Raw genomic sequence first — 22,417 nt, 5'->3', positions numbered from 1 at the left:
GAGCGGTCATCCTCGCCTATTCTCTGCTCTCCCGCCAACGGCCACGCGCGGCCTTGTCATGCAGATGTCAATCCGGGCTGTTAGGCCATCCATCACCGATCATGGGAGATTCGCTATGCGCCTTGTTTGTGTCCTAGCCCTGGGCCTGGCCCTGCCGGGTGCCGCCTATGCCGACCGCTGGGAGGCGTCGCCGGAAATCATCAATCCGGGCGCTGGCGGCGAGACGATACGCGGCGTGGTGTTCGAGGACGCCAATCGCGACGGCGTGCGCAGCCGGGGCGAAGCGGGCGTGCCGGGTGTTCTGGTCTCCAACGGGCGCGACTGGGTGCGCACGGACCAGAATGGCGCCTACGAGATCGCGGTGCGCGGCGATATGGACCTGACCATTGTCCAGCCCACAGGCTGGCGCACGCCCACCGATCACCGTTTTGTTCCGCAGTTCTTCTACATCCACAAGCCCGGCGGCACCGGATACGAGATGCGCTATGGCGGCCTGCCGGACACCGGCCCGGCACCCGAGCAGGTCAATTTCCCGCTGATCCGCGACGGCGCGGCGGGTCAGGCCTTCACCTGCGCGATCATTGGCGACAGCCAGACCTATTCCAACGAGCAGGTCAGCTGGTTTCGCGACTCCGTGGGCCATGATCTGGTCCAGGCGGGTCTGACCCAGGACGATTGCGTGCTCTATGTGGGCGATGTGGTGGGCGATGATCTGGGCCTGTTGGACCGGCTCCTGGAGATCGGTGCCATGGCCGGCGCGCCGCAATACCTGACCATCGGCAATCACGACTATGATTTCGACGCGCGCTCCAACGCCGACAAGGGCGATAGCTGGCGCCGGATTGTCGGCCCGACCTATTACGCGTTCGAACAGGGCGATGTGCTCTTCGTGGTGCTCGACAATGTCGACTACCCTTGCCAGACCGGACGCAGCTGGTGCGGCGACCCCGAGCGCCCGGCCTATAATGGCATTGTCGACGAAACCCAGATGATGTGGCTCGAAGGCTTGATCGAGGCGACGCCGCAAGACCGCCTGATCGTGCTCGCGCACCATATCCCGTTCGTGTCCTTTGTGGATTCCACCAGCGACCGTCATCAGACCGACAATGCCGGTGTGATCCATGCCCTGCTGGAGGGGCGTGAGGCGCTGTCCCTGTCGGGCCACACCCACACCACTGAAAACCACGCACCGGGTCAGATTTTCGATGGCTGGGCCGAGCAGACGGGCATCGGCCCGCTGCCCTTCCGCCACATCATCGCCGGTGCGGCGTCAGGTGCCTGGTTCCAGGGTGATTTCAATGTCGACGGCGTGCCGATGTCTCTGCAGCGCATGGGCGCGCCCATGGGCTATCTGCGCCTGGACTTTGAAGGCCCGGCCTATGTGGAGCGCTATATCGGCGCGCGCATCGATGCCGCGCGCGGCCAGTGGGTGGGGTTGAGCACGCCCGATTTCCGCGACTGGTTCGAGGCGATCTACGCCTGGTCCAACGAAAACTGGCGCGAGCGCGACCCCGTCCCGCCGCTGTCGATCAATGATCTGCCCGACACCCGAATCCTGACGCCGCAGGACTTTGCGGGCGGCGTGTGGCTGACGGCCAATGTCTGGGCCGGCTCTGCCGAATCCCGCGTCAGCGCCCGCCTGCCCGATGGCACCGTGCTGGAGCTCACGCGCACCCAGGAGGGTGCAGGCGAAGCCTCGCGCATCGGGACCGAATGGGCTGACCCTTTCGCCACCCAGCGCCAGCTGTCCGTGGCGCGCATCGCCCTGCAAAGCCGGTCGGGCAATGAGCGCGCGCAGGGGGTGGAATTGTTCCAGGGCTCTCGCTTCGGCCCGGCCGCGCCCCAGCCCCAGCGCTCCATTGCCGACCGCAACATGCATTTGTGGCGCGCGGCCCTGCCTCAGCTGCCCGACGGCGTGCACCGCATCGAGGTGACCAGCACCGACCGCAATGGCGTGGTCTACACCGACACGCTGGTGGTGGAAGTGCGCGATGAACGCCCCGCCCGCTACTGGCGCCGCGAGCTGTGGCAATAGGGGCGGGACCGCCCTGACGCAAAAAGCCCCGGCGCGCTGCGCCGGGGCTTTTTCGTTGGAGCCAGACCTGGGCCTACCCCGCCATAGTCCGCGCCTTCGCGGCCTCGTATTGCGCCTGCAGCTGGCTTACATAGCCGCCTGCGCTCTGGATTTTCTTGACCGCGCCGATGCCCTGGCCGGAGCCCCAGATGTCTTTCCAGGCCTTGGCGGCGCTGCCGCCGCCGGAGCCGAAATTCATCGCCGACGGATCGCTTTCGGGCAGATTGTCCGGATCGAGCCCGGCCTGCTCGATGGAGCGGCGCAGGTAGTTGCCGTGCACACCGGTGAACAGGCTGGTGTAGACGATGTCGTCGGCCGTGCCCTCGACAATGCCCTGCTTGTAGTCATCGCCGCAGCGCGCTTCGTCCGTGGCGATGAAAGCCGAGCCGATATAGGCGTAGTCCGCGCCCATGGCCTGGGCCGCCAGCACGCCTGCGCCGGTGGAAATGGAGCCCGACAGCGCCACGGGGCCGTCGAAGAACTCGCGGATCTCGCTCATCAGGGCGAACGGCGACATGACACCGGCATGGCCGCCGGCTCCGGTGCACACCGGGATCAGGCCGTCGGCACCCTTCTCCAGCGCCTTGTGGGCGAATTTGATATTGATGATGTCGTGCAACGTCTTCCCGCCCCAGCTGTGGACAGCGTCGTTGAGCTCCACGCGTGCGCCCAGGGAGGTGATCACCAGCGGCACCTTGTACTTGGCGCAGGTCATCAGATCGGCTTCCAGCCGGTCATTGGACCGGTGGACGATCTGGTTCACCGCGTAGGGCGCGGCCGGTCTGTCGGGATTGGCCTTGTTGTAGCTGTCGAGCTCGGACGTGATTTCATCGAGCCATTCATCCAGCTGGCTTTGCGGGCGGGCGTTCAGCGCGGGGAAGGAGCCCACCACCCCGGCCTTGCACTGGGCAATCACCAGCTTGGGGTTGGAGATGATGAAGAGCGGTGCCGCGATAACCGGCACGCTCAGCCGGCCTTTGAGAATATCCAGTCCAGCCATGCCGGCCTCCCCTTGAAACAACAGTGAACAGTGTTCGCCGCCAAGCTAGCGCGGTTTGAGGGGAGGGGAAGCCCCGTTTTGAAGCTGGGCGCTGCTCAGCCTGTTTCCACCGGCAGGTCGCCGCGCGCGCCCCAGTCTGCCCAACTGCCGTCATACAGGCGCACATCCCGGAATCCCCCGGTGATGAAAGCGGCGTAGAGGATGGCGGCAGTGACGCCCGAACCGCATGTGGTGATGATGCGCCGCTCGCGGCTCACATCGGGCAGGACGCGTTTGAGCGCGTCTTCCTTCAACAGCTTGCCGTCCGCCCCGATCACGCTCTGGAAAGGCAGGTTGAACGATCCGGGGATGTGCCCGGACCGCAGGCCGGGCCGCGGCTCGGGCTCGGTCCCGGTGAATCGTCCGGGCGAGCGGGCATCCACGATCAGGGCGTCCTTGGTCTCAACATGGTGGAGCACATCGGCCCAGGTGACGGAATCGTCGCGGATCAGGCGGGGCATGCGTTCGCGGGCCGGTGCGCGGGCCGGAACGGGGCCCGCCTCGATCGCCCCGCCCGCCTTGCGCCAGGCCTCCAGCCCGCCATCCAGGATACGCACATCGCAGCCGAACCGGCGCAGCGTCCACCACACCCGGGCCGAGGCGGCATAGCCGTTCTGGTCATAGACGATGAAACGCCCGTCACCATTGAGCCCGCTTCTGGCCAGCCAGCGCGCAAAGACCGCAGATCCCGGCGCCATGTGGGGCAGGGTGCTGGTCGGATCGCACACCGCATCGATTTCGAAGAACACGGCATCGGGCAGGCGGCGTGCGGCGAAGGCTTGCGCGCCTGTCTGGCCGGCGCCCGGCATGAACCAGGTGGCGTCGATGAATATGGGCTCGCGTTCGGCCAGCGCCTGGACCGCGCTGATGGACACCGGCTCGATCATGCACCCCTCCGCAATACGCCAGCGGCGAGCCTAGCAGGCCCGCCGCGCGCCGCCAGAGGGATAATGGCCGTCGTACTAGAGGCTGGTGAGCCAGTCCGGCTTCACGTACGGCACGCCCAGATCCTTTGCCACCGGCTCATAGGCGATCTCGCCGCCCGCGACATTCAGCCCGTGAGCCAGGTGGATGTCCTCATTGAGCGCCTGCTTGGCACCCTTGCCGGCCAGGGCCAGGGTGAAGGGCAGGGTGGCATTGGTCAGCGCCAGGGTGGAGGTGCGCGCCACGGCACCGGGCATGTTGGCCACGCAATAGTGCACGATGCCGTCCACGATATAGGTGGGGTTTTCGTGAGTGGTGGGCTTGGAGGTCTCGAAGCAGCCGCCCTGGTCGATGGCGATATCCACCAGCACCGCGCCCTCTTTCATGGTCTTGAGCATCGCGCGGGTGATCAGGCGGGGTGCCGCCGCGCCGGGCACCAGCACCGCGCCAATCACCAGATCCGCCTCGGCGATCTCTTCGGCCACCGCGCCCTGGGTGGAGAAGCGGGTCTTCACTGCGCCGCGGAAGAACTGGTCGATCTCGGCGAGCTTCGGAATGGCGCGATCCATAACTGTCACATCGGCGCGCTGTCCCAGGGCCATCTCGGCCGCATGGCTGCCCGACACGCCCGCACCCAGGATCACCACCTTGCCCGGGGTCACACCCGGCACGCCGCCCAGCAGGACGCCGCGCCCGCCATTGGACTTCTGCAGAGCGGCGGCACCAACCTGGACGCTCATGCGACCGGCGACTTCGGACATGGGACGCAGCAGCGGCAGGCGTCCCTGCGCATCGGTGACGGTCTCGTAGGCGATGGCTATGCAGCCGGACTTGCGCAGGCCTTCAGCCTGCTGCGGATCGGGTGCCAGGTGCAGATAGGTGAACAGGACATGGCCGGGCGTCAGCATAGCGGTTTCGACCGGCTGGGGCTCCTTGACCTTCACGATCAGCTCGCCCGCCTCGAACACGGCCCGTGCGTCAGGCAGCATGGTGGCGCCCGCCGCTTCGTACTCGGCGTCAGTGAAGCCAGCGCCCAACCCGGCACCGGCCTGCACGAACACCTCATGGCCGTGGGCGGTCAGCTCGCGCGCGCCATTGGGCGTGAGGCCGACGCGGTATTCGTGAACCTTGATCTCGCTGGGTACGCCAATGCGCATGAGCCTGTCTCCCGTTCGGCACGCGCCCGATATCAGAGCAACGCACACTGGTGTTAAATTGCACGCAAACTACCCTTCGCGCGCCACATGCCGCAAGTGAAACCGTGTTTGTCGAAGAGTCTTGCGTTTGTGAGCCGCTTCACGAACATTGCGCCGCACACACGCCGTCCTGAGCGCCCCGGACGGCAGATGATTGCAGGGATGAGACAGTATGCGATTTGATGGTGTGGACCGGATTCTGCTCGAGAGCCTTCAGCGCGAAGGCCGGATATCGAATGCGGACCTGGCCGAGCAGGCCGGGTTGTCAGCGTCGGCCTGTCACCGCCGGGTCAAGGCGCTGGAAGCGGCGGGCGTCATAGAGGGCTATGTGGCGATCCTGAACGCCGAGGCGGTGGGGCGCGGGCTGACCGTGATCGTGCTGGTCACGCTGGAGAACCAGAAACGCGAAACGCTGGAGCGCTTTGAACGCGCCGTGGCCGAGGTGGACGAGGTGATGGAGTGCTATCTCACAACCGGCGCGGAGGACTATCTTCTGCGTCTCATGGTGCGCGATGCGCGCGATTATGAGCGCGTCCACCGCGAGCGGCTGTCGGGTCTGCCCGGCGTGGCGCGTTTGATCTCCAACATCGCCATGCGCAAGGTGTTCGTGCGCACGGCCGTCAAGTTGGGCTAGGCGCACACCCGCCCTTGCCGCGCCGCAGCACGGACGCCATTCTATAGCGGCAAACAAACAAGGAAGACTGTGCCATGACCGCCTGGAGCCCGGACAGCTGGAGAGCCAAACCCGCCAAGCAATTGCCGGGCTATCCCGATGCCGTGGCCCTCAAGCGGGTGGAAGCGGAACTGACCCGGCGTCCGCCTCTGGTGTTCGCCGGCGAGGTCAAGCGCCTGAAGCGCCAGCTGGCCAATGTGGCCTCGGGCCAGGCCTTCCTGCTCCAGGGCGGCGATTGCGCTGAAAGCTTCAAGGAGTTTTCCGCCGAGACCGTGCGCGACACATTCCGCGTGCTGTTGCAGATGGCGGTCGTCATGACCTTCGCCAGCGCCAAGCCGGTGGTGAAGGTGGGGCGCATCGCCGGGCAGTTCGCCAAGCCGCGCTCGTCTGACACCGAGGTGATCGACGGGGTGGAGCTGGCCAGCTATCGCGGCGATTCAATCAATGACATGGCGTTTACCCCTGAAGGCCGGACGCCGGACCCAGAGCGCCTTCTGCGCGCCTATGACCAGTCGGCCGCGACGCTCAACCTGCTGCGCGCGCTGGCGTCTGGCGGCTATGCCGACCTGCACAATGTGCACCAGTGGACGCTGGATTTCCTGGACGGCAGCCCGGCCGGCGAGCGCTACGCCGCCTACGCCCAGCGCATCACCGAGGCACTGGCCTTCATGCGTGCCTGCGGCGTGACGCCGGACGCGGCGCCCTCGCTGGAGGGGGTGGACTTCTTCACCAGCCATGAAGGCCTGCATCTGCCGTTTGAAGAGGCGCTGACCCGGATGGAGCACACCACCGGGCGCTGGTACGCCACCTCCGCCCACCTCATGTGGATCGGCGATCGCACCCGCCAGCCTGATGGCGCTCATGTGGAATACATGCGAGGCATTGAAAATCCGGTGGGGCTCAAATGCGGCCCCAGCCTGGACCCGGACGAGCTGATCCGCCTGATCGATATCCTCAACCCGCGTGACGAGGCCGGACGGCTGGTGCTCTATGTGCGCATGGGATCGGACAAGGTGGGCGAGGGCCTGCCGCCGCTGGTGCGCAAGGTGCGCGCCGAGGGGCGCAATGTGGTCTGGGCCTGTGACCCCATGCACGGCAATACGATCAAGGCGGCCAATGGCTACAAGACCCGCCCCTTCGAGCGGGTGCTGGGCGAGCTCAGGAGCTTCATCGAAATCGTCCACGCCGAGGGTGCCGAGCCCGGCGGGGTACATTTCGAAATGACCGGCCAGGACGTAACCGAATGCGTCGGCGGCGCGGGCCATCTGTCCGAGGCCGATCTGTCGAGCCGCTACCACACCCATTGCGATCCGCGCCTCAATGCCGACCAGGCCCTTGAAATGGCCTTCCAGATCGCCGAGGCGCTGAAACCCGCCCAGAAGCTCAGCCGCGCGGCAGAGTAGAAGCCGGATCAGGCTTTCCCATGGCAGGGAATGCCGTTATAATTGCATCACGTGTCCTTAATGGGAGAATGCTGATGCAAAAATGGGTGAGTATGGCGTGCGCTGGCGTGTTGATGCTGGTGTCAGCCACCGGGTCTGGCCAGGCGCAAGCCGATGAGGCAGAGCGCCGCCACTATGCCAGCTTGATCGCGGACCAGATGCAGCTGGAGACGGCATTCGCGGATGTGACGCGGGTCATCGTGCCGTTGATCGAGCCCAGTATCCGCCAGGGTTTTCCGCAAGCCAGCGAAGACCAGGTCGCCGAGGCGATGATGCTTCTGGAGAACGCCTTTGACGAGGCAACGCCCGAGTTCGTGGCCGAAATGGTCGATATCTACGCCAGCCTGTTCACCCTCGAGGAGTTGCAGGCCCTGTCGTCTTTCCTTGAGACGCCAGAGGGCGCCCGCTTTGCAGAGCTTCAGCCCGAACTGACCCGGCAGGGGCAGGTCATGGGCGAAGCGCTCGGACAGCAGATCGTCCAGCGCATTGTCCCGCAACTCAACGCCATCATGCGCAGCGAAGCGGACGACTGACCGCGGGGGTCAGCGGCGATCGCATCTTGGATTGCACCAGAACAAAAAACGCCGCCGGATCGCTCCGGCGGCGTTTTCATGTCAGGCTGGCTATTGAGCCAGAGCGCAAGGCGCGCCGGCTGTGAGCCGTCCTAGAGGTCCTTAAGGGCCGAAGCCGGACGGAAGGCGAGCGAGGTCTTGGCTTTCGCCTTGATTTTCTCGCCCGTACGCGGATTGCGCACTTCGCGCGCTTCGCGGTGCTTGGCGTGGAAGGTTCCAAAGCCGGCCAGCTGGACGGTGTCTTTGCCCTTGGCGGCGCCGACCACGGCGTCGATGAAGGCATCGATCGCGTCACCGGCCTGAGCGCGGGTGATACCGGCCTTGTCGGAGACGGCTTTGGCGAGTTCGGACTTGTTCATGAGGGATCCCCCCTTTGGTTTTGGGTTCGCCAGAGCGGGGATCGCTTGGCGCACCAGTGCTGAACGCGAGGCATCAAGCGCGATTCTGACCGGTCTTTGCAAGGCAATACAGGCGATTTTGCTGATATAATTGGCCCGCACGTGCAGCAATTCATCCGTATGGTAAACAAAACCTCGACTTCCGGCCCGCTCCTTGCCTGTGGGGAAACATGAAGCGCACACATGTCTCATGGCTGAACAGGCTTGGTGCGGCAGGATTCGCGGTGGCAGCGGCGTGCCTGGCCTATGCCGGCTTCGTCCACATGTTCGAAAATCCGCTGCTGGCGGCCCTGGTGGCGGCGTGCGTGGGCGGGTTCGCCCTGGGGCGCCTGATGCGCCACGGCCCGCTTCAGCGCGGATAGAGGATCATCTGGGTGCACCGGAACAGGGCGATGGTGCGGCCGTCATTCTCGCGCCAGACGCGCGCGTCCCAGACCTGCGTCGTACGCCCTCCATGGACCATCACCGCCTCGCCCAGCACCACGCCCTCGCGCGCCGTGCCGAGGAAGTTGGATTTCAGCTCCACCGTGGTAAAGCCGCTGGCACCCTCCGGCAGGCTCGCCATCACCCCATAGCCCGCCAGGGTATCGGCCAGCGCGATGACGCTGGCCGCATGCAGGAAACCATTGGGGGCCAAAAGCGCCTCCCGCACGGCCAGCTGCCCGGCCGCGCGCGCCGCCCCGGCGGCGGTGACCTCGATCCCGATCAGCTCGGGCAGCTTGCCCGTGCCGGCGCGATTGAGGTCCTCTGCTGAAATCCCGCCGCCGCTCATGACGCAGGCCTGATCAAAGCTTGACCAGCATCTTGCCGGTATTGGCGCCGGTAAACAGCCCCATGAAGGCCTCCGGCGCCCGCTCGATGCCGTCATAGACGGTGTCGCGCATCGTCACCTGACCCGCCATCATCCATTTGGACAGATCGGCGATGAACTCGCGCTGCAGATCGAAATGGTCGGTGACGATGAAGCCGCGAATGGTCAGCTTCTTGCCCACGATCTGGGTGAGGTTGGACGGGCCGGGCATTGGCGTGTCGTCATTATAGCGCGCGATCATCCCGCACGCGGCGATGCGCCCGAACGGCTTGATCACGTCCAGCGCCGCCTGCAGATGGTCGCCGCCCACATTTTCAAAATAGGCGTCCACCCCGCCTAGTGGCTTGGCCGCCTCGCGTACCGCGCCGGCCAGATCACTCACAGCCTTGTAGTCGACCACCGCGTCCGCGCCGATCTCCTGGCAGAACGCGGTCTTGTCCGCCCCGCCCGCCGTGGCGACGACCTGCGCGCCCATGGCCTTGGCGAACTGCACCCCGGCCGAGCCGACGGCACCGGCCGCGGCGCTCATCCACAGCGTCTCGCCCGCTTTCAGGTCGATCATGCGCTTGATGCCGGCATAGGCGGTGAGGCCGGTCATGCCGGCCAGACCCAGATAGGCCTGGGCGGGCAGAAGGTTTGCATCGACCTTCATCAGGCCCGCGGCAGGGGCGGTGTACGCCTCGCGCCAGCCATGCATGCTCAGCACCCAATCGCCCGGCGCAAACCCGTCCGCGTTCGATTGGGTCACCTGGCCCACCGCGCCGCCATCCATGGCCTTGCCCGGTTCGAACGGATCGACATAGGTTTTCACGCCGATCATGCGCCCGCGCATATAGGGGTCAACCGAGATGAAGGCGTTCCGCACCTGAACCTCGCCGGGCCCCGGAGCCGGGATGTCGGTCTCGACCAGCTCGAAATACTCGGGCTTCACCGGGCCCGTGAAGTGGCGGACGAGGCGGATTTCGCGGGATGTCATCTATGGGGTGCTTTCCTGTGGCTCATGTGGCCCGCAGGATTAACCAGAGGCCGGTCGCGGACAAGCGTTCCACACGCCGAACGGCAAGCCTGTTGCAGCCGCGCCCGCGCTGGGCTAGGTGCGCGCCATGACAGATCACACAAGACTGCTTCGGGCCGGGGTCGTGGGTGCCGGCGTGTTCGGTGGATACCATGCCTCGAAATATGTGGCGGCACCGGGCGTCGATTTCATCGGCGTCTACGATCCCGTGAGCGACCGGGCGCGCGCCATGTGCGCTGCCCAGGGCGGGCAGGCCTATGAAAGCCTGAGCGGGCTTATCGATGCGTGCGACGTGCTCACCGTGGCGAGCCCGGCGGTGTTCCACCATGACGCGGTGCGCCGTGCGCTGATGGCGGGCCGGGCGGTGCTGGTGGAAAAACCGCTGGCGGCGACGGTGGACGAGGCGCGCGAACTGGCCGAGCTGGCGGCGGCGAACAGTGTCGTGCTACGCGTCGGCCATCAGGAACGCTTTGTGTTCCACGCCATGGGTCTGTTCGGCGATCTGCCCCGGGCGCGGACCCTCTCGGCACGGCGCATGGGCGTACCCAGCGCGCGCAATCTCGATGTCTCGGTGACTCTGGACCTGATGATCCACGATATCGATCTGGTGCTGGCGCTGGCCGGCTCGGCGCCTGACCGGGTCGAGGCGCAGATGGTGGATGGCCGCGCCGGGCTGGCTGACCATGTGCGCTGTACGCTGGGCTTTGCATCGGGGCTGATCGCCGAGCTGGAATCGAGCCGGGTCGCCGAGGCGCGAGACCGGGTGATGGAGATCGGCTATGTCGATGATCGCTCGGTGAAGGTGGACTTCATTGCCAAGACGTTCGAGGCCTCGCCCGGTCTCGCGCTGAACCCGGACTTTGCAGACGACCCCGCCGCCCGCGACAGCCTGGGGGCCAATGTCGGCGCGTTTCTCGATGCGGTGCGCGGTGTCAGCACAGGTTATCCCGCCGCCGACGGCGAAGACGGGCGGCTGGCGCTTGAGACGGCGCTGCGCATTGACACCGCGGCGGGCGCACGCAGCCGGTTGTGACGCACAGCTTTGGCGCAGGCCTTTGCCGCAAGGGACTTGGTTCCATCGGGCGAAGCCGCTAGGAGTGACGCCAACACCAGCCTGATATCAAGGGAGCGCCCCATGGCCGCCGATCCGCACCGCATCACCTATCTCGCCAAGACCTTCTCTGCTGCTGCGCTGGAATTCCATCGCGGGCACATGGCCGACAAGGGCTACCGGATGGAGGGGCGGATTGCGCCGACCGTGTTCGAGATCATCGACGAGGACGGCAAGACCAAGCCCGCTTTTGACGGCGAACCGCTGTTCGCTGTGACCTTCGTCAAGCGCGAGGACTAGAGCCTTGTCGCTTGTGCGCGCCGTGGCGCCGGACGCGGTTCTGGCGACGTTCAAGGAAGCCGATGACGCCAATGCGGCCGTCGATCGGCTCAATGCGCTGTATGAAGCGTCCGTGGCCAATCTGCGCGCCGCGCTCAAGGCCTTTCTCTCCGACGGAACCCCGCCTTCGCCGGCCAGCCGGGCCGGGGGGGCGTTCGCCTATCCTGAGCTGCGCATCACTTACCAGCCCGAAGGACCGGTCCCGCCGGTCAGTCGGGCCTTCGGCAAGTTTTCCGAAGCCGGCGTCTACGCCAATACCGTCACTCATCCGGCCATGTTCCGGCGCTATTTGACCGAGCAAATCCAGATTCTCGCCGACGAATACCCGGTGGTGATCGAGACCGGGCTGTCGACCCAGGAGATTCCGTTCTCCTATGTGCTCGACGGCAGCGATCTGGATCTGGACGAGGTCAGCCCGGCCGAGCTGGTGCGTCACTTCCCCTACGCCGATCTGGCCACGATCGACGATGCCCTGCCCAATGGCGAGCGGCCCTCCAGGCCCGGTCGTCCGCGTCCACTCTCGCTGTTTGATGCGGCCCGTACGGATTATTCGCTCTCGCGCCTGCGCCATTACACCGGCACGCCGTTTGATGATGTTCAGGACTTCATCCTGTTCACGAACTATCACCGCTATGTCGATGCGTTCGTCGAATGGGCGGTGCGCCAGCTCAAAGAAGACAATGACTACACCGCCCTGTCGGCAGCCGGCCTGGTGCGCGTGGACGCCGATACGCCTGACGCCCTGGGCGAGGTGATGAGCGCGCACTGGCAGCGCTTCCAGATGCCGGCCTATCATCTGATGGCCCCGAACGGGCGGGGGATCACGCTGGTCAATATCGGCGTGGGGCCGTCCAACGCGAAGAACATCACCGATCACCTGGCCGTGCTGCGCCCCGAATGCTGGCTGATGGTGGGCCATTGCGGGGGGCTGCGCCATTCTCAGCGCCTGGGCGATTATGTGCTGGCCCACGCGTATCTGCGCTATGACAGCGTGCTTGACCGTGATCTGCCGGTGGAAATCCCGATCCCGCCCATCGCCGAGATTCAGGTCGCCCTGCACAAGGCTGTGGAGACGGTCAGCGGCGACAAGGGCGAAGCGCTCAAGCGCCGCCTGCGCACCGGCACGGTGGTGACCTATGCCGACCGGAACTGGGAGCTGCGCTATTATCAGGAAGCGCGGCGCATCAACCAGTCGCGCTCCATCGCCGTGGACATGGAAAGCGCCACCATCGCCGCCAACGGTTTCCGCCTGCGCGTGCCCTACGGGACGCTTCTGTGCGTGTCCGACAAGCCGCTGCATGGCGAGCTGAAACTGCCCGGCGCGGCCAACCGGTTCTACCAGCGCTCGGTGTCCGAACACCTGGCTGCGGGCATTGAAGCCATCGAGATTCTCAAACGCGAAGGCTCTGCCGCGCTGCATTCACGCAAGCTGAGAAGCTTTGACGAGCCGCCCTTCCGGTAAATTTTGAATCGTCTTGCTTCGCATCGGGCGCAGCGCTTGCTAAAGCGTGCGCGGCGATATTGACGAACACGGGCTTAAAAGGGGGGAGACACATGAACACTGCCGGAATGAATGCAGAAGTCACACAACTTCTGGACTGGCTTGCCGTGACCGGCATGCAGGCGCTGACCAGCGTGCTGATGGCCGCCGCAATCCTCGTCATCGGGCTTTATGCGGCCGGTTTCATTTCAAAGCGCGTGCGGGCCTGGGGCATCGCCCATCCGCGTATCGACAGCACGCTGGCGGTGTTTTTCTCTTCCATCGTCAAATACATCATCATGGCGGTGGTCATCATCGCCGTACTCACCCGGTTCGGCGTGGAGACCACCTCGCTGGTCGCCGCGCTGGGTGCCATGACGCTGGCTGTCGGCCTCGCGCTGCAGGGCACGCTGGCCAATGTGGCGGCAGGCGTGATGATTGTGTTCTTCCGCCCGTACCGGGTCGGTGATTTCGTCGACATCTCCGGGACGGCAGGGACGGTGAAGGATATCAACCTGTTCCTGACCGAGCTCAGCACGCCGGACAACAAGCAGATTATCGTCCCCAATGGCCAGGCTTGGGGCAATGTGATCACCAATTTCTCCAGCTACCCCACGCGGCGCGTCGATTTTACCTTCTCGGTTGATTACGACACCGATCTGGAGCTGGCCCGTGAAGTGATCCGCCAGGTGCTCGAAGCCGATGCGCGCATCCACAAGGATCCGGCGGTGTTTGTGGAGCTGGGCAGCTTCGCCGATTCGTCGATCGACTTCTTCGCGCGGGTCTGGGTAAACGCGTCCGATTACTGGGATGTCCACTGGGACGCCAATCGCCGCATGAAGCTGGCTTTCGACGCGGCGGGCATCTCCATTCCCTTCCCCCACCGCGTCATGGTGGAGAAGGCCGACATGGCACCGGCCAAGCCGTCTGCGGCTCGCAGCAAAACCGTGATCGCCGCTGCCGCCAAGGCCGTCCGTGCGGCTGCTGCGCTGACCCAGGTGGCTGTGGAGGACGCGTCGCCGTCGCCGGAGCCGGCCCCCGAACCGGCCGCGGCCAAGACCGCTCGCAAGCCGCGCGTGGCGTCGGCGGCCAAGACCGGTGCTGCGGCCAGCAGCGCCGACGGCAAGGGCAAGACGACGCGGGCACCCGCCACCGGCCGCAAGCCGTCGGGTGCCAAACAGCCGCGCAAGCCGCGCTCGGACACCTGAGGCGCGCCGCGATTGCGCCGCATTCGGCTGGCATCGATGATGTCAGCTCAAGACAGGAGAGCGATGCATGACCCAGACCCCGGACACCGCCCCGCCGCCGCGCACCCGGCGCAGCTTCTGGCAGCGCCTTGCCGCCGTGAAACCCAGCGACATCGTCCTGCTGGTCGTGCTGTGCGTGGTGGTGGGTCTGATCCTGGCCGCCTTCAATGTCGACCCCGCTGACCTCTGGGTGGACTTCTTCGGGGCCGTGGGCCGGGCCTGGACGACCTTCTTTGACTCCATCGGGTCCACGCTGGGCTGGGCGTTGCGCTATCTGGCGCTTGGTGCCGTGATCGTGGTGCCGATCTGGATCGTGTGGCGGATCATCACAGCCGCGTCGCGGCGGTGATGATCCATACCGGATCTATTCGTGGCGCAGTGCCTCGATCGGGTCGAGGCGGCTCGCGCGCATCGCCGGATAGAACCCGAACAATATGCCCACCGCCGCTGCCGCGCCGATGGCGATGACCGCAATGGACGGGTCCACCGATACTGCCAGGCCGGTCAGGCCCAGCGCCGGGCCGAAGGCTTCAATGCTGCTGGCCACCAGCACGCCCACGCCGAGGCCGATCACGCCGCCGGCCGAGCACAGAACGACCGATTCGATCAGGAACTGGTTGCGGATATCGCGCCGCCGGGCACCAACTGCCAGGCGCAGCCCGATCTCGCGTGTGCGTTCGGTCACCGAGACGAGCATCACATTCATGATGCCGATCCCGCCCACCAGAAGGGTGATGATCCCTGCGGACGCCAGCAGCAGGCCCAGCACGCGCTGGGTTTCGTTGAAGGCGCGGATGAGGTCGGCGAAATTGCGGATCGAGAAGTTGTCATCCGCGCCGGGCGCCACATTGCGGCGCACCCGCAGATAGTCTTCCAGCTCCAGCGTCGCCGTGGCCATGTCCACGCCCGGTGCCACCTTGATCCAGACCTGCTGGACCGGGTCGCGCACGCCGGCCCGTGAAAACCCGGTGACCCGAGAGCGCACCGTGCTGACCGGTGCCAGCATCACGTCATTCTGGTCCTGACCGAAGGCACCCGCGCCCAGATCGCCCAGCACGCCAATGACTTCAAACGGCTGACTGTTGACCCGCACCACTGCGCCCAATGCGCCGCCGGACGGAAACAGTTCGCGCGCCGTCGTCTGACCGATCACGACCAGGCGTGAGGCGCGTTGGGACTCGGCTTCGTTGAACATGCGTCCTTCGGCCAGCGACCAGTCGCGCACCTCCACATAATCGGCATTGGACCCGATCATCTGCGTGGGCCAGTTCAGGCCGTCCACCACTGCTGTGACATTGGCCTGGACCAGGCCGGATGCGGCCGTGATGAAGTCGAGCTCGGTGCGCAACGCATTGACGTCGGCGTCCGAGAAGGGCGTGCCGGACCCGGCACCGCCCTGGCGCCCGCCGCGCGAGCGCGATCCGGCGGTGATATTGAGTGTGCTGGCCCCCAGCGAGGCGATCCGCGTCTCCACTGCATCGCGCGCGCCCTGAGCCAGCGAGACGGTGGTGATCACCGCGGCGACGCCAAAAATGACGCCCAGGATCGCCAGGAAAGAGCGCAGCGCATTCACCCTGAGGGCGGTCAGCGCGACCAGAACAGCGGCCAGAAGACTCATGTCACGTCCTCCACAACCAGCCCGTCCCGGAAAGTGATTCGCCGGCGCGCCCGTGCGCCGACTTCGGCTTCGTGCGTGACGATGATGAGTGTGATGCCGTCGGCATTCAGCCGGTCAAAGATATCCATCACATCGTCGGAGGTCTGGCTGTCGAGGGCACCGGTGGGCTCATCCGCCAGCAGGATGGCGGGTTTGCCTGCCAGCGCACGGGCGATGGCCACACGCTGCTGCTGGCCGCCGGAGAGCTGGGAGGGGTGGTGATCCATGCGCTCGGCCAGTCCAACCATGCGCAGGCATTCCTCGGCCCGCTCGCGCCGCTGGCGCATGCTCCAACCGCGATAGAGCAGGGGCAGGGCGACATTATCGAGCGCGGTCGTGCGCGGCAGAAGATTGAACTGCTGGAACACGAAGCCGACGGCGCGGTTGCGGAACTGCGCCAGCTCGTCCGGGCGCTTGTCCTGCAGGGCCTCTCCATCGATCGTCAGCGAGCCGCCGCTGGGACGATCCAGCGCGCCCAAAAGGTTCATGAAGGTCGATTTGCCCGAGCCTGACGCGCCCATGATCGCGCAGTACTCGCCGCGTGCAATATCCAGATCGACCCCACGCAGGGCGTGCACGTCGCCGCCGCCCAGCTTGTAGACGCGGGTCAGGCCGCGGGCGCGGATCAGCGGCGCGCTCATCTAGCCCGCCTCGCGCACGCGCACGACGACCTGTTCGCCATCGCCCAGCTCATCGCCCAGCACCTGCGTGAACTGACCATCCGACAGGCCGAGGCCCACCTGGCGCGCTTCCAGGCGGCCATCAGCGGTCTGAACCCACAGCGTGCCGCGCCGCACGTCCTGGCGGCGATTGGCGCGCTCGGCGATCAGGGCATCATAGCGCGCCATCTGTTCGCTCGTCAGCACCTGGGCCAGGGCCGAGCGCATCTGCGCCTGGAACGCCGCCGGGCCGCCGCCCGGTGCGCCGCCGCCACCGGCCCCCTGGGCCTGCGCCTGGGCGCGCATGCGCGCGAACGCCTCCTGCATCACGCGCTGGACGTCGCGGCGCTGCTCGTCGGTAAGCTCCAGCTCTTCGGCGAGCTGGTCGAGCATCTGGCCCCCGCCGCCGGCACCCCCGCGTCCACCGCCTGCGCCGCGTCCGGCCGGACCGGATGCCGCCGTTTGTGTCACCAGGGCCTCGGCCGCGCCGCGCGGGGTGAAGCGCAAGGCGGCGTTGGGGGCGGCAAGCGCGCCGCTGACTGTGCCGGTGACGATCGACACGTTGGCCGTCATGCCGGGCAGAAGCCGCTGGCGGGGATTGTCGGCCTCGATCACGACTGTGTAGGTGACGACGTTCTGCTGCTCGAGCGCGGCCAGGCGGACCTGCGTCACCACACCGTCAAACTGCACGCCGGGGAAGGCGTCCACGTCGAAGGTCACGGTCTGGCCATTGGCTATATCGCCGATATCGGCTTCGTCGATCTGTGCCTCGATCTGCACGCGCGACAAATCCTGGGCGATCAGGAAAAGGATGGGCGCGTTCAGGCTGGCGGCGACGGTCTGGCCGACATCGATGCGGCGATCGATCACCACGCCATCGATGGGCGACCGGATGAATGTCCGCTCCAGGTCCACCCCGGCGCTTTCCAGGCTGGCTTCGCGCTGCTGCAGACCGGCACGGGCATTGCGCAGGTTGGCCTCTGCGACCAGCACCCCGGCTTGGGCGCTGCGGAACGTGGTCTCCACATTGTCGTACTGGGCTTCGGAAAACGTGCCGCGTTCGCGCAAGGAGACGGCGCGTTCAAAGGCGCGCTCGGCGGCTGTTAGCTCGGCGCGGGCGCGCTGGACGTTGGCTTGTGACACCGTGACCTGGGCGCGGGCGACTTCCAGGCTGGCTTCGGCCTCGCGCACGCGCGTCGCGTAGGTTTGCGGGTCAAGGCGCGCGAGTTCCTGACCGGCGGTGACCGCGTCGTTGAAGTCCACGTTCAGCGCTTCGATCTGGCCTGACAGCTGGGAGCCCACTTCGACCGTTACGAGCGGCGCGATGCGGCCCGATGACGAGACCACCCTTGACAGATTGCGCTGCTCCAGAGCCGCCGTCTCCACCTGCAATCCGCCGGCATCTGTGGCGGAATCGCGCAGGAACACAAACCATGCCGCGATCGCGGCGAGAACCGCGATTGCGGCCAGCGCCAGAAGCTTGCGTGTCACGCGCGTTCTCCAGAATTGTCGTAGCGTCAGACTGGACGCCGCCCGGGTTAGACGCGCTAGCATGTTGCGGTCCGTCGCAGAAGTGAATTTAAGGACAGCCAAAAGTTTGCAGATGAGAAGCGTTTGCAAATAAAGCCCGTTCCAGCGGCATTATGGCCGTATCTGAACAGTGGTTTCGTCTTGCGGCTCATGGCGCACCGCACTAGCTTCCGCCGCGATCGAGACCGGGCTGGCGCGCCGGGCCGGAACCCGGATCATAACCTTCGCTGCAAGGGGTGCGTCGCAGATGACCGCGCTGCTCTTGGAATACCTGCCAATCGCTATTTTCACGGGCATCGCGGCCGCGCTCGGCATTGCGTTCATTCTGGCTGCCTTTGTACTGGCACCGTCTGATCCCGACCCGGAGAAGGTGTCGACCTACGAATGCGGGTTCAACGCGTTCGACGACGCGCGCATGAAGTTCGACGTGCGATTCTATCTGGTGGCCATCCTGTTCATCATCTTCGACCTGGAAGTGGCCTTCCTGTTCCCGTGGATTTTCCCGATCTTCGAGGGGAATCTGTTCGCATTCTGGTCGATGATGGTGTTCCTGACCGTGCTTCTGGTCGGGTTCCTCTATGAATGGCGCAAGGGCGCCCTGGACTGGGAGTAGGGCCATGGCGGAACTCATCATACCCGCCGGGTCGGGCGCACGGGCCACGACCCCTGGCTATGATCCCCAGAAGCATGATCCGTTCTTTGACGGCGTCAGCGATCAGCTGGCCGACAAGGGCTTCATCGTGGCCGCTGCCGACGATCTGATCACCTGGGCGCGCACCGGCTCACTGATGTGGATGACGTTCGGGCTGGCGTGCTGCGCTGTTGAGATGATGCAGGCCTCCATGCCGCGCTACGACATCGAGCGCCTCGGCGCGGCGCCGCGCGGCAGCCCCCGTCAGTCTGATGTGATGATCGTGGCGGGCACGCTGACCAACAAAATGGCCCCGGCCTTGCGCAAGGTCTACGACCAGATGCCCGAGCCGCGCTACGTGATCTCCATGGGGTCATGCGCCAATGGCGGCGGGTACTATCATTACTCATACTCAGTGGTGCGCGGATGTGACCGGATCGTTCCGGTGGACATCTATGTGCCCGGCTGCCCGCCCACCGCCGAGGCGCTGGTGTACGGCATCTTGCAACTGCAGAAGAAAATCCGCCGCGAAGGGTCGATCGAGCGCTAGGCGCTGCAGATCGGCCGGCGGCCCGGCCTGAACGAGGGTGTGGTGAGCACAACCGATACGCTGAACGAACTGGCTGAGCATATCGAGGCGGCGCTGAACGAGCATGTGCGCGGCTGGGAGATTGCGTCCGGGGAGCTCACGGTGAGCATTCACCGTGACCGCGTCGCCAAGGTGATGCGTTTCCTGCGCGATGACGCTGCGTGCCGGTTCACCACACTGGTCGATATCTGCGGCGTGGACTGGCCCGCGCGCGCCGACCGGTTCGACGTGGTCTATCACTTGCTGTCCATGCACCATAACCACCGCGTGCGTGTGGTGCTGGCCACCGACGAGGACACGCCCGTGGACTCGCTGGTGGACATTTTTCCCGCCGCCAACTGGTTCGAGCGCGAGGCGTTCGACATGTATGGCGTGCTGTTCGACAACCATCCCGATCTGCGCCGCATCCTGACCGATTACGGCTTCCACGGTCACCCGCTGCGCAAGGACTTCCCGCTGACCGGCTTCACCCAGGTCGTCTATGACGAGGAGCAGAAGCGGGTGGTGTCCGAGCCGGTGGCGCTGGTCCAGGAATACCGTGATTTCGATTTCCTCTCACCCTGGGAAGGCGCGCAATACGTGCTGCCCGGTGATGAGAAGGCTGAGGGCAAGGCGTAAGCATCATGGCCGAAACCGATATCCGCAATTTCACGATCAATTTCGGGCCCGTTCACCCGGCCGCCCACGGCGTGCTGCGCTTGGTGCTGGAGCTCAATGGCGAGGTGGTCGAGCGCGTTGATCCCCATATCGGCCTGCTGCACCGCGGCACCGAGAAGCTCCTGGAGCACAAGACCTATCTGCAGGGCATCGGCTATTTTGACCGGCTCGACTACGTCGCGCCGATGAATCAGGAGCACGCCTTCTGCCTGGCCATCGAAAAGCTGGCGGACATTCCGGTCCCCAAGCGCGGCTCCTATGTGCGCGTGCTCTATTGTGAAATCGGCCGCATCCTCAACCACCTTCTCAACATCACCACCCAGGCGCTGGACGTGGGCGCGCTCACTCCGCCGCTGTGGGGGTTTGAAGAGCGCGAGAAGCTGATGGGCTTTTACGAGCGCGCGTCCGGCGCGCGCCTGCACGCTCATTACTTCCGTCCGGGCGGCGTGCATCAGGACCTGCCCCAAGCGCTGATCGACGACATTCTGACCTGGTGTGACGCCTTCCCCCAGGCGCTGGCTGATATTGAGACCCTGCTGACCGGCAACCGCATCTTCAAGGCGCGCAATGTCGATATCGGCGTGGTGTCAAAAGACGATGCGCTGGCCTGGGGCTTTTCCGGCATCATGGTGCGCGGCTCGGGCATGGCGTGGGATCTGCGCCGCGCCCAGCCCTACGAGGTCTATGACGAGCTCGACTTCAAAATCCCCGTGGGCAAGAACGGCGATAATTACGACCGGTATCTCTGCCGCGTGGAGGAGATGTATGAGTCGGTGAAGATCATGCGCCAGTGCTGCGAATGGCTCTCCAAACCGGAGAACCAGGGCGAGGTGCTACCCACCGACACCAAATTCGCGCCCCCGCGCCGCGCCGAGATGAAGCGCTCCATGGAAGCGCTCATCCACCACTTCAAGCTCTACACCGAGGGCGTTCACGTGCCCGAGGGTCATTGCTACGCCGCTGTGGAGGCCCCCAAGGGCGAGTTCGGCGTCTACATGGTCGCCGATGGCACCAACAAGCCCTACCGCGTGAAGATCCGCGCACCCGGGTTCGCGCATCTGGCCGCCATGGATCACCTGAACAAGGGTCACATGCTGGCTGATGTGTCGGCGATTCTGGGGTCTCTCGACATCGTGTTCGGGGAGATTGACCGCTGATGCTCGCCGCTCACGCCATCGCTCAGGCTGCGCAGAGCCCGGCCGTCCTGGCCGAGCGCCAGCTGGCTGCGTACAATGCGCGCGATCTGGATGCGTTCGCCGCCTGCTTTGCGCCGGATGTGGAAGTCTATGACTTCCCCGGCGTGCTGTCTGTTCAGGGCCGCGAGGCGTTCCGCGCCCGCTATGTGGAGCGCTTCAGGAGCGAGGGCCTGCACGCCATTGCGGTGCATCGCGCCGTCATTGGCGAGCGCGTGATCGACCATGAACGCGTCTGGCTGGACGGGCCGGGCAAGAGCGCGCCCATCGATCTCGTTGTCATTTACACCGTGCGCGACGGCCTGATCGCGCGCGTGGACTTCATCAAGGAAGGGTCGCCCCGATGAGCGTGCGCCGCCTGGCCAAAATCCAGCCCGAGAGCTTTGCGTTCAATACCGACAGCGAAGCCAAGATCGCGTTCTGGATGAAGAAATACCCTGAAGAGCGCAAAGCCTCGGCGGTGATCCCGCTCCTGTGGATCGCCCAGAAGCAGGAGGGGTGGGTGTGCGAGCCCGCCATGCGCGAGATCGCGGCGCGCTGCGCCATGCCCTATATCCGCGTCTACGAGGTCGCGACCTTCTACACCATGTTCAATCTCGAGCCCGTGGGCGAGCATCTGATCCAGGTCTGCGGTACGACGCCGTGCTGGCTTCGCGGCGCGGACGGGCTGAAAGCGGTCTGCGAAAAGCGCATCGGGCCCAAGGGCCGCGGCCATCTGTCCGCCGACGGGAAGTTTTCCTGGGAAGAGGTGGAGTGTCTGGGTGCCTGTTCCAACGCGCCCATGGTTCAGATTTCCAACGCGGACGGGGATTACTACTACGAAGACCTGACGCCGCAGGCGCTGGAAGCGATCCTGGACGATCTGGCCGCAGGCAAACCCGTTGAGACCGGCCCGGTGACCCGGCGCCACTGCTCCGAGCCGACCGAGGCGAAGGTAAAGGTGCTGGAAGACGCCGCCCTGTTTGACGGCTCGCAGGCCAAGGCGATCACGCTGCCGCACTCTGCGCGCGCTGCGGCGAAACCCGACAGCGACCGCAAGAGCAAGCCGGCCTCCGGTGCCGCCGGCAGCGCCAAGGCGGCTGTCGAAGCGCCCAAGAAGGACCGCAAGACAGCAGCGGATGCCAAGGCGGAGTCAGAGGCTCCGGCGGCGAAGAAGCAGCCGGCCAGAAAGCCCGCCGGGACCAAGACCGCTGCGAAAAAGCCTGCCGCCAAGAAGCCCGCTGCGAAGAAGGACGAATAG

General features: G+C 65.5%; 25 protein-coding genes. 16 read left to right on the top strand and 9 right to left on the bottom strand.

Translation table 11 applies throughout. The features are described 5' to 3' along the window. The first annotated feature begins 115 nt into the window (after positions 1 to 115). Positions 116 to 2,035 carry a calcineurin-like phosphoesterase family protein gene (locus tag L2D00_05220; GenBank protein ID WBQ14089.1) on the top strand — a complete coding sequence of 640 codons (1,920 nt, stop codon included), beginning with the start codon at positions 116 to 118 and terminating at the stop codon, positions 2,033 to 2,035. Positions 2,036 to 2,108: 73 nt separating this feature from the next. Here L2D00_05220 and L2D00_05215 read toward each other — a convergent pair whose 3' ends face one another. From L2D00_05215 to ald, 3 genes are all read right to left on the bottom strand, one after another. Next, positions 2,109 to 3,074: a nitronate monooxygenase family protein gene (locus L2D00_05215; GenBank protein WBQ14088.1), complete on the bottom strand. Its 966-nt coding sequence runs from the start codon at positions 3,072 to 3,074 to the stop codon at positions 2,109 to 2,111. A gap of 95 nt (positions 3,075 to 3,169) precedes the next feature. Next, a complete protein-coding gene (locus tag L2D00_05210) occupies positions 3,170 to 4,000 on the bottom strand; it encodes a sulfurtransferase (protein ID WBQ14087.1) in 831 nt (276 codons plus the stop codon). Positions 4,001 to 4,075: 75 nt separating this feature from the next. Continuing rightward, positions 4,076 to 5,194 (bottom strand): alanine dehydrogenase, encoded by a 1,119-nt coding sequence (ald, locus tag L2D00_05205; GenBank protein WBQ14086.1) that lies wholly within the window; start codon positions 5,192 to 5,194, stop codon positions 4,076 to 4,078. A 211-nt stretch (positions 5,195 to 5,405) separates the two neighbouring features. Between ald and L2D00_05200 the strand changes: the two genes are divergently transcribed. The 3 genes from L2D00_05200 (at position 5,406) to L2D00_05190 (ending at position 7,881) form a co-directional block, all read left to right on the top strand. Beyond that, entirely contained in the window at positions 5,406 to 5,867 is a 462-nt protein-coding gene (locus L2D00_05200) for an Lrp/AsnC family transcriptional regulator (GenBank protein WBQ14085.1), read from the top strand. Positions 5,868 to 5,941: 74 nt separating this feature from the next. After that, on the top strand, positions 5,942 to 7,309 hold the full coding sequence (locus tag L2D00_05195) for a 3-deoxy-7-phosphoheptulonate synthase class II (GenBank protein ID WBQ14084.1): 1,368 nt from the start codon (positions 5,942 to 5,944) through the stop codon (positions 7,307 to 7,309). Positions 7,310 to 7,383: 74 nt separating this feature from the next. Then, entirely contained in the window at positions 7,384 to 7,881 is a 498-nt protein-coding gene (locus L2D00_05190; protein WBQ14083.1) for a DUF2059 domain-containing protein, read from the top strand. 131 nt (positions 7,882 to 8,012) lie between these two features. Here the strand turns inward: L2D00_05190 and L2D00_05185 are convergent, their stop codons facing one another. Then, on the bottom strand, positions 8,013 to 8,279 hold the full coding sequence (locus tag L2D00_05185) for an HU family DNA-binding protein (protein ID WBQ14082.1): 267 nt from the start codon (positions 8,277 to 8,279) through the stop codon (positions 8,013 to 8,015). 209 nt (positions 8,280 to 8,488) lie between these two features. Here L2D00_05185 and L2D00_05180 point away from each other — a divergent pair, with 209 nt between their 5' ends. Then, entirely contained in the window at positions 8,489 to 8,680 is a 192-nt protein-coding gene (locus L2D00_05180) for a hypothetical protein (GenBank protein WBQ14081.1), read from the top strand. Here the strand turns inward: L2D00_05180 and L2D00_05175 are convergent. Together L2D00_05175 and L2D00_05170 are read right to left on the bottom strand one after the other, a co-directional pair. Further along, complete coding sequence (locus L2D00_05175; GenBank protein WBQ14080.1) at positions 8,668 to 9,090, bottom strand: PaaI family thioesterase; 423 nt, start codon at positions 9,088 to 9,090, stop codon at positions 8,668 to 8,670. The two genes, L2D00_05180 and L2D00_05175, sit on opposite strands and share 13 nt — an antisense overlap. 13 nt (positions 9,091 to 9,103) lie before the next feature. Then, positions 9,104 to 10,105: an NADP-dependent oxidoreductase gene (locus L2D00_05170; GenBank protein WBQ14079.1), complete on the bottom strand. Its 1,002-nt coding sequence runs from the start codon at positions 10,103 to 10,105 to the stop codon at positions 9,104 to 9,106. A gap of 127 nt (positions 10,106 to 10,232) precedes the next feature. Between L2D00_05170 and L2D00_05165 the strand changes: the two genes are divergently transcribed. From L2D00_05165 to L2D00_05145, 5 genes are all read left to right on the top strand, one after another. Continuing rightward, positions 10,233 to 11,177, top strand: a complete 945-nt coding sequence (locus tag L2D00_05165; GenBank protein ID WBQ14078.1) for a Gfo/Idh/MocA family oxidoreductase — start codon at positions 10,233 to 10,235, stop codon at positions 11,175 to 11,177. A gap of 102 nt (positions 11,178 to 11,279) precedes the next feature. Then, the gene (locus L2D00_05160; protein ID WBQ14077.1) at positions 11,280 to 11,495 is read left to right on the top strand and encodes a hypothetical protein; all 216 of its coding nucleotides are present in this window, start codon (positions 11,280 to 11,282) and stop codon (positions 11,493 to 11,495) included. A 40-nt stretch (positions 11,496 to 11,535) separates the two neighbouring features. Further along, entirely contained in the window at positions 11,536 to 12,996 is a 1,461-nt protein-coding gene (locus tag L2D00_05155; protein WBQ14489.1) for an AMP nucleosidase, read from the top strand. Between the two features lie 92 nt (positions 12,997 to 13,088). Further along, on the top strand, positions 13,089 to 14,222 hold the full coding sequence (locus L2D00_05150; protein ID WBQ14076.1) for a mechanosensitive ion channel: 1,134 nt from the start codon (positions 13,089 to 13,091) through the stop codon (positions 14,220 to 14,222). Between the two features lie 67 nt (positions 14,223 to 14,289). After that, positions 14,290 to 14,610 carry a DUF6460 domain-containing protein gene (locus L2D00_05145; protein WBQ14075.1) on the top strand — a complete coding sequence of 107 codons (321 nt, stop codon included), beginning with the start codon at positions 14,290 to 14,292 and terminating at the stop codon, positions 14,608 to 14,610. 15 nt (positions 14,611 to 14,625) lie between these two features. On the opposite strand, the gene L2D00_05140 is transcribed toward L2D00_05145, so the two are convergent. The 3 genes from L2D00_05140 to L2D00_05130 are packed head-to-tail and all read right to left on the bottom strand — an operon-like array spanning position 14,626 to position 18,068. Then, positions 14,626 to 15,879 carry an ABC transporter permease gene (locus tag L2D00_05140; protein WBQ14074.1) on the bottom strand — a complete coding sequence of 418 codons (1,254 nt, stop codon included), beginning with the start codon at positions 15,877 to 15,879 and terminating at the stop codon, positions 14,626 to 14,628. Further along, the gene (locus L2D00_05135; GenBank protein ID WBQ14073.1) at positions 15,876 to 16,559 is read right to left on the bottom strand and encodes an ABC transporter ATP-binding protein; all 684 of its coding nucleotides are present in this window, start codon (positions 16,557 to 16,559) and stop codon (positions 15,876 to 15,878) included. Before L2D00_05135 ends, L2D00_05140 begins: the two co-directional genes overlap by 4 nt. Then, a complete protein-coding gene (locus L2D00_05130; protein WBQ14072.1) occupies positions 16,560 to 18,068 on the bottom strand; it encodes an efflux RND transporter periplasmic adaptor subunit in 1,509 nt (502 codons plus the stop codon). A 286-nt stretch (positions 18,069 to 18,354) separates the two neighbouring features. Between L2D00_05130 and L2D00_05125 the strand changes: the two genes are divergently transcribed. From L2D00_05125 to nuoE, 6 genes are read left to right on the top strand one after another with little or no spacing between them, the layout of a single operon-like run. Next, positions 18,355 to 18,720 (top strand): NADH-quinone oxidoreductase subunit A, encoded by a 366-nt coding sequence (locus L2D00_05125; protein WBQ14071.1) that lies wholly within the window; start codon positions 18,355 to 18,357, stop codon positions 18,718 to 18,720. Between the two features lie 4 nt (positions 18,721 to 18,724). Next, positions 18,725 to 19,288 (top strand): NADH-quinone oxidoreductase subunit B, encoded by a 564-nt coding sequence (locus tag L2D00_05120; protein WBQ14070.1) that lies wholly within the window; start codon positions 18,725 to 18,727, stop codon positions 19,286 to 19,288. 42 nt (positions 19,289 to 19,330) lie between these two features. After that, positions 19,331 to 19,945, top strand: a complete 615-nt coding sequence (locus tag L2D00_05115; protein WBQ14069.1) for an NADH-quinone oxidoreductase subunit C — start codon at positions 19,331 to 19,333, stop codon at positions 19,943 to 19,945. Positions 19,946 to 19,950: 5 nt separating this feature from the next. Then, entirely contained in the window at positions 19,951 to 21,141 is a 1,191-nt protein-coding gene (locus tag L2D00_05110) for an NADH-quinone oxidoreductase subunit D (protein WBQ14068.1), read from the top strand. Then, a complete protein-coding gene (locus tag L2D00_05105) occupies positions 21,141 to 21,524 on the top strand; it encodes a nuclear transport factor 2 family protein (protein WBQ14067.1) in 384 nt (127 codons plus the stop codon). Before L2D00_05110 ends, L2D00_05105 begins: the two co-directional genes overlap by 1 nt. Beyond that, entirely contained in the window at positions 21,521 to 22,417 is an 897-nt protein-coding gene (gene nuoE, locus L2D00_05100) for an NADH-quinone oxidoreductase subunit NuoE (GenBank protein WBQ14066.1), read from the top strand. The genes L2D00_05105 and nuoE overlap by 4 nt, the downstream gene beginning before the upstream one ends.

This window comes from Hyphomonadaceae bacterium BL14 (assembly GCA_027627705.1).
In the GTDB taxonomy this organism is placed as follows: domain Bacteria; phylum Pseudomonadota; class Alphaproteobacteria; order Caulobacterales; family Maricaulaceae; genus Oceanicaulis.
The sequence above is the reverse complement of the archived record's forward strand: the minus strand, read 5'-3'. Positions and strand labels throughout refer to the sequence as shown.